7 protein-coding genes are annotated in these 8,008 nt (G+C 75.3%); 4 read left to right on the top strand and 3 right to left on the bottom strand.

Going from position 1 to position 8,008, the window contains the following annotated elements:
- Window positions 1-147: 147 nt before the first annotated feature.
- Window positions 148-1,254: a polyprenyl synthetase family protein gene (locus tag ACFWIC_RS29230; RefSeq protein WP_355408297.1), complete on the bottom strand. Its 1,107-nt coding sequence runs from the start codon at window positions 1,252-1,254 to the stop codon at window positions 148-150.
- A 184-nt stretch (window positions 1,255-1,438) separates the two neighbouring features.
- Between ACFWIC_RS29230 and metF the strand changes: the two genes are divergently transcribed.
- The gene (gene metF / locus ACFWIC_RS29225; protein WP_329882163.1) at window positions 1,439-2,353 is read left to right on the top strand and encodes a methylenetetrahydrofolate reductase [NAD(P)H]; all 915 of its coding nucleotides are present in this window, start codon (window positions 1,439-1,441) and stop codon (window positions 2,351-2,353) included.
- 208 nt (window positions 2,354-2,561) lie between these two features.
- On the top strand, window positions 2,562-3,533 hold the full coding sequence (locus ACFWIC_RS29220; protein WP_380353375.1) for a hypothetical protein: 972 nt from the start codon (window positions 2,562-2,564) through the stop codon (window positions 3,531-3,533).
- Between the two features lie 53 nt (window positions 3,534-3,586).
- Here the strand turns inward: ACFWIC_RS29220 and ACFWIC_RS29215 are convergent, their stop codons facing one another.
- Entirely contained in the window at window positions 3,587-5,092 is a 1,506-nt protein-coding gene (locus ACFWIC_RS29215) for a phytoene desaturase family protein (RefSeq protein WP_380353373.1), read from the bottom strand.
- A 10-nt stretch (window positions 5,093-5,102) separates the two neighbouring features.
- Complete coding sequence (locus ACFWIC_RS29210; protein ID WP_329882160.1) at window positions 5,103-5,747, bottom strand: DUF4126 domain-containing protein; 645 nt, start codon at window positions 5,745-5,747, stop codon at window positions 5,103-5,105.
- Window positions 5,748-6,312: 565 nt separating this feature from the next.
- Between ACFWIC_RS29210 and ACFWIC_RS29205 the strand changes: the two genes are divergently transcribed.
- Together ACFWIC_RS29205 and ACFWIC_RS29200 are read left to right on the top strand one after the other, a co-directional pair.
- Window positions 6,313-6,882 (top strand): SAV_6107 family HEPN domain-containing protein, encoded by a 570-nt coding sequence (locus tag ACFWIC_RS29205; protein ID WP_329952026.1) that lies wholly within the window; start codon window positions 6,313-6,315, stop codon window positions 6,880-6,882.
- Between the two features lie 80 nt (window positions 6,883-6,962).
- Window positions 6,963-7,715: a methyltransferase domain-containing protein gene (locus ACFWIC_RS29200; protein ID WP_329952027.1), complete on the top strand. Its 753-nt coding sequence runs from the start codon at window positions 6,963-6,965 to the stop codon at window positions 7,713-7,715.
- Window positions 7,716-8,008 lie beyond the last annotated feature (293 nt).

Genomic DNA, 8,008 nt, shown 5'->3' with positions numbered 1-8,008 from the left:
GCAACCGCCCGGCCTGACCCGGCGTGCGGGGGGGGGCCCCCCCCCGGGGCCCGCCGCCGGGGTTCCGGGCGCCGGGGTACGGCCGGTCGGGGGGGCGCCCCCCCCCCCCACCGCCGACCGGCCGCCTGCCTCCTCCGCCGTCCGCGGTCAGTACTTGCGGACGGTGGCGGCCTCGGCCAGCGCCAGCAGCACCTCGCGGGCCCGCTCGTCCGCCAGCGGCGCCGCCGCCAGCGCGGCCAGCGACTGCCGCATCAGCTCCTCGATCCGCTGCTCGACCACGTCCGGCGCGCCGGAGCGGGCCACCAGCCCGCGCAGCTCGGCGACCTCCGGGGCGGCCAGGTCGGGCGCGCCCAGCCGCTCGTCCAGGTGCCGGGCGTCGGCGGCCGACAGGCCCCGCATGGCGTGCGCCACCAGCAGCGTCCGCTTGCCCTCGCGCAGGTCGTCCCCGGCCGGCTTGCCGGTGACCGCGGGGTCGCCGAAGACGCCGAGCAGGTCGTCCCGCAGCTGGAACGCCTCGCCCAGCGGCAGTCCGAACGCCCCGTACGCCTCGACCAGCTCCGGCGGGGCGCCCGCCAGTAGCGCGCCGACCTGCAGCGGCCGCTCGATCGTGTACTTGGCCGACTTGTAGTGCAGGACGGTCTGCGCCCGGTCCAGCGCGCCCTCGTCGGTGGAGTCCCCGGCGACCGGCTCCAGCACGTCCAGGTACTGGCCGACCATCACCTCGGTGCGCATCAGGTCGAACATCGGCTTGGCGGCCAGCACCGCGGCCGGTTCCAGGCCCGAGTGCAGGAACAGCTCGTCGCACCAGATCAGCAGCAGGTCGCCGAGCAGCACCGCCGCCGAGGCGCCGTACTGCTCGCGGTCGCCGCGCCAGCCGTGCTCGCGGTGGAGCGCCTCGAACCGGCGGTGCACCGAGGGCAGACCGCGCCGGGTGTCGCTGCGGTCCATCAGGTCGTCGTGGACCAGCGCGCTGGCCTGGAGCAGCTCCAGGGCCGCCGCCGCCCGGTCGATCCCGCTGCTCGCCGCCGGGCCGCCGGCGCCGCGCCAGCCCCAGTAGCAGAACGCCGGGCGCAGCCGCTTGCCGCCGTCCAGCAGGAAGTCGCGGAGCGCGTCGGCGACCGGCCCCAGCTGTGGGGAGATCTTGCCGAGCAGGGCCGACTGGCCGCCCATGAAGCCGGCGAGGGCGGCGTTGACACGCTCGCGCACGTCCTCCACGTCAATGGGGTTGGCCGGCCGCTGGCGGGACGAGGTCACGATGGGACTCCGGAGGTCGCTGGGGTTCAGCCAGGGTATCCGGGCGGGCAGGAACAACTGTACGGACGAGCGTCGGCCGCCCGGGTGAACGGCGGTGGTGGGGAACCGGAACGCCGTCCACCTGTTGTCTCAAAATCTGGGACCGAGTTGTCCGCGCCCTTCGCCCGGCGGCTAACCTGCCAGCATGGCACTAGGTATCGCTTCCACCAGACCGGACCGCGCGCTGACGGTCCGCGAACTCCTGGCAGCCGGCAAGCGGTCCTTCTCCTTCGAGTTCATGCCACCGCGCACCGAGGCCGGCGAGCAGAAACTCTGGGACGCCATCCGGCGGCTCGAACCGCTCGACCCCAACTTCGTCTGCATGACCTACGGCGCGGGCGGCTCCTCGCGCGAGCGCACCGTCAACATGGTCGGCCGGATCGCCACCGAGACCACGCTGACCCCGGTCGCCCACCTGACCGCCGTCGACCACTCGATCGCCGAGCTGCGCAACATCATCGGCCAGTACGCCGACCAGGGCGTGCGGAACGTCCTCGCGGTGCGCGGCGACCCGCCCGGTGACCCGACCGGCGAGTGGGTCAACCACCCGCAGGGCGTCACCTACGCCTACGAGCTGGTCGAGCTGATCAAGGGCATCGGCGACTTCTGCGTCGGCGTGGCGGCCTCGCCGAACATGCACCCGCGGTCGACCGACTGGGACGAGGACATCCGGCACTTCGTGGCGAAGATCCGCTCCGGGGCCGACTACGCGATCACCCAGATGTTCTTCGAGGTCGACGACTACCTGCGGCTGCGCGACCGGGTGACGGCCGCCGGCTGCGAGGCGCCGATCATCCCGGAGATCATGCCGGTCACCAACGCCAAGCAGCTGGAGCGGTTCCCCGAGCTGAGCGGTTCGGCCTTCCCGGTCGACCTGGAGGCCCGGCTGCGGGCGGTGATCGACGACCCGGCGGCGCTGCGCGAGGTCGGCATGGAGCACGCCACCGCGATGTCCGAGCGGCTGCTGGCGGAGGGCGTCCCCGGGCTGCACTTCATCACGCTGAACCACTCGACGGCCACCCTGGAGATCTACCAGAACCTCGGCCTGCACCGGCGCTGAGCCGCGCCGGAGCCTCGTCGGCGGCTCACGCCCGGCCCGGCCCGGCCCGCTTTCCGCCCTTCTGCGGCCCGTCCGCGGGCGGTCCGGGGCAGGCCGGGAGCCGGGCCCGAGCGGCCGGGAACGCGATGCGGTACCCGGGCCGTTGAACCGGTACAGTCGCCGCACACGCGCGGCGCGCGCGGGCACGCGACTGGAGGTACCGGGCGGGATGGGGATCGGATACCTGCTGCTGTACGGCGCGTTGGCGGTGGTGGCGCTCTGGCTGGTCGCCGAGCTGCTGCTGCAGAACCGGGCGCCGCTGCACTGGCGCGGCCTGGCCCTCGCCGGCTTCCTCGGGGTGGCCGTCGGGATGGCGATGGGATCCGTCCCGGTGATCGGCGGGGGCGCGGCGATGTTCGCGGTCGGCCAGACCTTCGTCACCCTCTCGGTGAAGCGCGGGTACGCGGCCGGCTGGTCGCTCCGCACGGCCGACGGCGGCCTGCCCGGCCCGCTGGCCAAGGTGCCCATGCTCGGCGCGCTGACCGGCGGTGCGGCGGCCGCGGCCGCCGTGGTCGCGGCGGAGCGGGTCGGCGAGGTGAGCGTCGTCGAGGAGGCCCCGGAGCCGGCCCCGGCGGCCGAGGACGCACCGGCCGTCGAGCAGACCGCAGCCTTCGCGATGCAGGAGCTGGCGACGGACGGCGTCTACGCGCCCGCCTACTACGAGCAGCAGCAGACCGAGCTGCTCCAGGCCGTTCCCCAGGCCGTCCCTCAGGCCGACCCGTACGCCGAGGTCTACGGGACGGGGTACGACCAGCAGCAGACGGCGTGGGACCAGAACGCCCAGCAGCAGTGGCAGACCCCGCAGCAGCCCGCCTTCGCGTACGACCAGGGCTACGGCACCTACCAGCAGCAGGCCGTGCAGCAGCCCGACCCGTACGGCACCTACCAGCAGCAGGGTGTCCAGCAGCCGGATCCGTACGGCACCTACCAGCAGCAGGGCGTCCAGCAGCCCGATCCGTACGGCTACGACCAGCAGCAGTGGCACCCCCAGCCCGGGCACCAGCACGTGGACCACCACCAGGCCCAGCCCGACCAGGGGCAGGGCCACGATCAGGGCCAGGGCCGGCACGGTATCCCGCAGCAGCCGCAGTACGACCAGTACGGCTACCCGCAGCAAACCACCTGGCAGCAGCAGGGCTGATTCCGGGACCCCGGAACCGGATCCCGCTCGGCGGCCCGCTCCGACCGTCCGGCTCAGGCGGGGCCGATGAGGTTGGCCACGATGCAGGCGGACATGCCGACGCGGGCCAGGCCGCCGCCGGGGTGGGCGGCGCCGCCGGTGAGGTAGAGGCCGGGGTAGTCCTCGTTCGGGGCCTGGAGCAGGTCGCCGCCGAATCCGGCGAGCGCGGGCGGCGGCACGGAGCCGAAGAAGGAACCGGCGTCGCGCTCGGTGTGCTCGGGGGTGCGGACCACCCGCCAGAGCACCCGCTCGCGCAGGCCGAGCCCGGCCGCGTCGGCCTGGTCGAGCATCCGGTCGGCGAAGGCGTCGGCGGTGCCGGGCGTCCCCCAGTCGAGGTCCAGCGAGGGCGTGGTCGCGGTGAGCACGACGCTCTCGTGGCCCTCCGGATGCAACGACGGGTCGTCCGGCCGCAGGACCTGGACGGTCGGGCGGTCCGACAGCGGGGCGCCCGGGGAGAAGATGCCGGCCAGCTCGGCGGCCGGGTCACCGGCGTGCACCACCGTGCGGTGCGCGGTACCGGCCGGGCGGGCGCCGCGCAGCGCGAGCAGCACGCTGACCCGTCCGGGCACGCCGTGCAGCCGCCCGGCGGAGGCCGGCCAGTCGTCCGAGGAGTCGGCCGGGCCCATCCACTGGGTGTGCAGCACCCGGGTGTCGATCGAGGAGACCACCAGGTCGGCGTCGATCCGGTCGCCCTTGGTCTGCACACCGCAGACCCGGCCGTCCCGGGTGTCCACCTTGGTGACCGGCGTCTCGAAGCGGAACTCCACCTTGCGCTGCTCGCACCGCCGGTGGAAGGCGTCGGCCAACGCGCGCAGGCCGCCCCGGACGTACCAGACGCCGAAGGACTGCTCCATGTACGGCAGCACGGTGGCCCCGGCGGGGGCGCTGCGCGGGTCGAGCCCGAAGCGCAGCGCGTGCTCGTGCAGCAGGGCGGTCAGGGCCGGGTGCCCGCCCAGCTGCTCGGCGGCGACGTCGGCCAGCGTCCACGGCCGGCGGCCGCGCAGCCGGCCGAACAGGCCGCGCCGGTCGGCCCCCGGCACCGGGTACGGATCGGTGTGCAGCGGCCGGGGGTCGGCGGGGAGGGGCTCCTCCAGCAGCGGGCGGCGGGTGGCCTCCCAGACCGTGCGGCCGTGGTTGAGCACCGTTGCCCAGCGCTCGCCGGCGCCCGGGCCGAAGGCCTCGTCGAGGGCCCGGACCACGCCGCCCCGGGACGCGTTGGGCAGCGACAGCGCGGTGCCGTCGGCGAACAGGTGACGGCTCTCCGGGTCGACCGGGCCCAGCTCGACCAGTTCCTCCAGCGGCTCCCGGCCGGTCTTCAGCGCGAGGTCGCGGTAGACGGCGGGGAGGGTGAGCAGACCCGGGCCGGTGTCGAAGGCGAAGCCGTCGCGCTCGTAGCGGCCGACCATCCCACCGTACGTGCCGCGCGCCTCGCAGACCGTCACCCTGTGCCCGAGGGTCGCCAGCCGGGAGGCCGCCGCGAGCCCGCTCATACCTGCGCCGATGATGACGATCCGTGCCATGCGTCCGATCCTAGGGCCCGCTCCGGGTCCCCTGGACGGGCTCCTCCACCACCGGGCGTCCGGCCGCGGCGGCGCGGGCGGCCCTCCGTTCCCGCCGCCGGGCCCGGAAGGCCCGGATCCGGTTGACCGCGAACCAGACCAGCAGCAGGCCGATCAGCAGCAGGACGGTGGCGATCGAGGCGGCCAGCCAGGGGTGGAAGATCGCCAGGGTGACCAGTCCGGCCACCGACACGTCCTCGGCCAGCGAGACCACGATGTTGCTGGCCGGCTCCGGCGAGGTGTTGACCGCCATCCGCAGCGAGGCCTTCACCAGGTGGCTGACCAGCGCGGCCGTGCCGCCCATCGCGCCCGCCGCGACCTCGCTCAGCGAGCCCGGGTCGGCGGAGGCGATCAGCGCGCCCACGGTGGCACCCGCGACCGGCCGGATCGCGGTGTGGGCGACGTCCCAGAGGCTGTCCACGTACGGGATCTTGTCGGCCACCGCCTCCAGCAGGAACAGCACGCCCGCGGCGATCAGCACGTCGGTGCGCTCCAGCGCGGGCGGCACCGAGTCGGCCCCCGCGAACCGGCCGAGCAGACCGAGCAGCAGCACCACCGCGTACGCGTTGATCCCGCTCGCCAGTCCGCTGGTGAAGATCAGCGGAACGATCGTCATCCGTTCCTCCTCGGAGTGCCCGCCGGGATCGGCCCGGCTCGCCGTACCGTACCGGGACGCCGCGGGCGGGGTGTGCGGTTCCCGCCGCGGGAGGTCCGAGTGCGGTCCGAGTGCGTCTGAGTACGGATACTCAGGTACCGGGTTGAGTAGCTGCGCGGATGGCCCGCGACCTGCGAAGACGGGAGAGTGGTGGCACCGGGACGGCGGCGCGTCGGGCGCCCCGCCCCGGAGCTGCGGACGGGCGTCGTCCGCCGGTCACGGGGGACCGGCGGAAGCGCCGTCGAGCTCCGCACCGGAGCCGGTCGCAGGCCGCGCACCGCCGGCACGGGGCGGCGGAGCGGGCCAGGGGGGACCGGCGCACCGGCGGGGGAACCGGGGCCGGAAGGCCGCGGCCGGGGGCCGCGGCGAACGGGGGGACCGGGGTGCTCCGAAGCGCCGTCCGTGGGGGACGGCGCTTCGGTACCCGCGTCGGCGACGGTGCTCCGGCCGGATTGTCAGTGGTGCCGGTCACGATGGAGGAGCGCGGATCACCCGGTCCGTGCGCTGCCTCGGAACGGGGGAGACCATGACCATCAGCCACCCTGAGCCCGTCACCGCCCGCCTCCACTCCGCCGCCGACCGACCGGCCGCCGATCGGCCCGCCGCCCACGGGCCGGCCACCGGCGCCGACGTGCACCCGGTGCTGCGCCGGGTCTCCGCTCCGCCCGCCGCCCTCGACCTGCTCGCCGACGCCCACCGGACCCTGACCCGTTCCCGTTCCCTGGAGGACCCGCTGGAGCGGTACGCCGCCGCGCACCTCGCGGCGCTGCGCACCGTCGCGGCGGTGCTGGCCGTCCGGGGGCGGCCCGAGAAGAACCCCCGGCGCCGCCGGGCGATCCGCAGCGCCTGGGAGGTGCTGCCCGAGGTCGCGCCCGAACTCGCGGAGTGGGCGGTGTACTTCGCGGCCGGTGCGCGCCGCCGGGCCGCCGCCGAGGCCGGCATCCGGGGCTCCGCCTCGGCCCGCGACGCCGACGACCTGATCCGCAACTCCGCCTTCTTCCTCCGTCTGGTCGAGCGGCTGCTCGGCCTGCACCCGACCCCGCCCGCCCCGCGCCTGCCGCTGGACGGTGCCGACGACCCGGGTGACGCCGGGTGACCGGCGTCGCGGGCGCGTCGTCCGCTCGGTCTAAGGTGGAGGCAACCTGATCGAATCTGCACGTGCCAAGGAGCCCCGCCTTGTACCCGACGCGTCCCCGCAGTGCCCTGCGTACCGCCGTGGTGTGGGAGGTGGTGCGGGCCGCCCTGGAGAAGCGGGCGGCCGAGCTGGACCAGCCGGTGCTGGACGTGGTGGACACCGGTGGCGGCACCGGCAACTTCGCGGTGCCGGTGGCCCGGCTCGGCCACCGGGTCACCGTGGTCGACCCGAGCCCGGACGCGCTGTTCGCGCTGGAGCGGCGGGCCGCCGAGGCCGGCGTGACCGACCTGGTCCGCGCCGTGCAGGGCGACACCCAGACGCTGCCCGAGCTGGTCGCGCCCGGCAGCGTCGACGCGGTGCTCTGCCACGGCGTGCTGGAGGTCGTGGACGACCCGGCGGACGCCCTCGGCAGTCTGGCCGGCACCCTGCGCCGGGGCGGCTTCGTGAGCCTGCTGGCCGCGAACCGGAACGGTGCGGTGCTCGCCCGGGCCCTCGGCGGCCACTTCGCCGAGGCCCGCGCGGTGCTGGCCGCCGACGACGGCCGCTGGGGCGACAGCGACCCGATGCCGCGCCGCTTCACCGGCGAGGAGCTGGACCGGCTGGCGGTCGGGGCGGGCCTGCGGGTCGAGTCCGTGCACGGGGTCCGGGTCTTCGCCGACCTGGTGCCCGGCGTCCTGGTGGACACCGAGCCGGGTGCCATGGAGGCGCTGCTCAAGCTGGAGGAGGCGGCCGCCGGGCAGCCCGCGTTCCACGCCGTGGCGACCCAGCTCCACCTGCTGGCCACCCTGGCCTGACCGGCCCGTCCGCCGCCGTTCGCCCGCGCACCGCCGCCGCGTCTCCCGGCCGTCTCCTCACCGTCTCCTCACGATCCCCCCAGGTCCGGGCCCATTCCATCGGATCGGGCACTTGTCCGGCGGCCTCCGCGTTGAGCACTGTGCAGCTGGGAGCCGCCGAAGTGGCCGGGCCCACGCGTGGTCGACCACTCCGGAACCGGCCGGTGGACCGTATGATCTGGGTAAAGCCGGAAAGCATGACAGCCGGAAGCGCGGGGCATATGGACGACACGGACCCGGGCCCCCGCACAGGC

The sequence above is a fragment of the Kitasatospora sp. NPDC127035 genome (genome assembly GCF_042726075.1).
GTDB lineage: Bacteria > Actinomycetota > Actinomycetes > Streptomycetales > Streptomycetaceae > Kitasatospora.
The sequence above is the reverse complement of the archived record's forward strand: the minus strand, read 5'-3'. Positions and strand labels throughout refer to the sequence as shown.

Excerpts from the sequence above, each read along its gene's own strand:
- metF (WP_329882163.1), top strand. The coding sequence starts at position 1,439 with ATGGCACTAGGTATCGCTTCCACCAGACCGGACCGCGCGCTGACGGTC.
- ACFWIC_RS29220 (WP_380353375.1), top strand. The coding sequence starts at position 2,562 with ATGGGGATCGGATACCTGCTGCTGTACGGCGCGTTGGCGGTGGTGGCG.
- ACFWIC_RS29215 (WP_380353373.1), bottom strand. The coding sequence starts at position 5,092 with ATGGCACGGATCGTCATCATCGGCGCAGGTATGAGCGGGCTCGCGGCG.
- ACFWIC_RS29210 (WP_329882160.1), bottom strand. The coding sequence starts at position 5,747 with ATGACGATCGTTCCGCTGATCTTCACCAGCGGACTGGCGAGCGGGATC.
- ACFWIC_RS29205 (WP_329952026.1), top strand. The coding sequence starts at position 6,313 with ATGACCATCAGCCACCCTGAGCCCGTCACCGCCCGCCTCCACTCCGCC.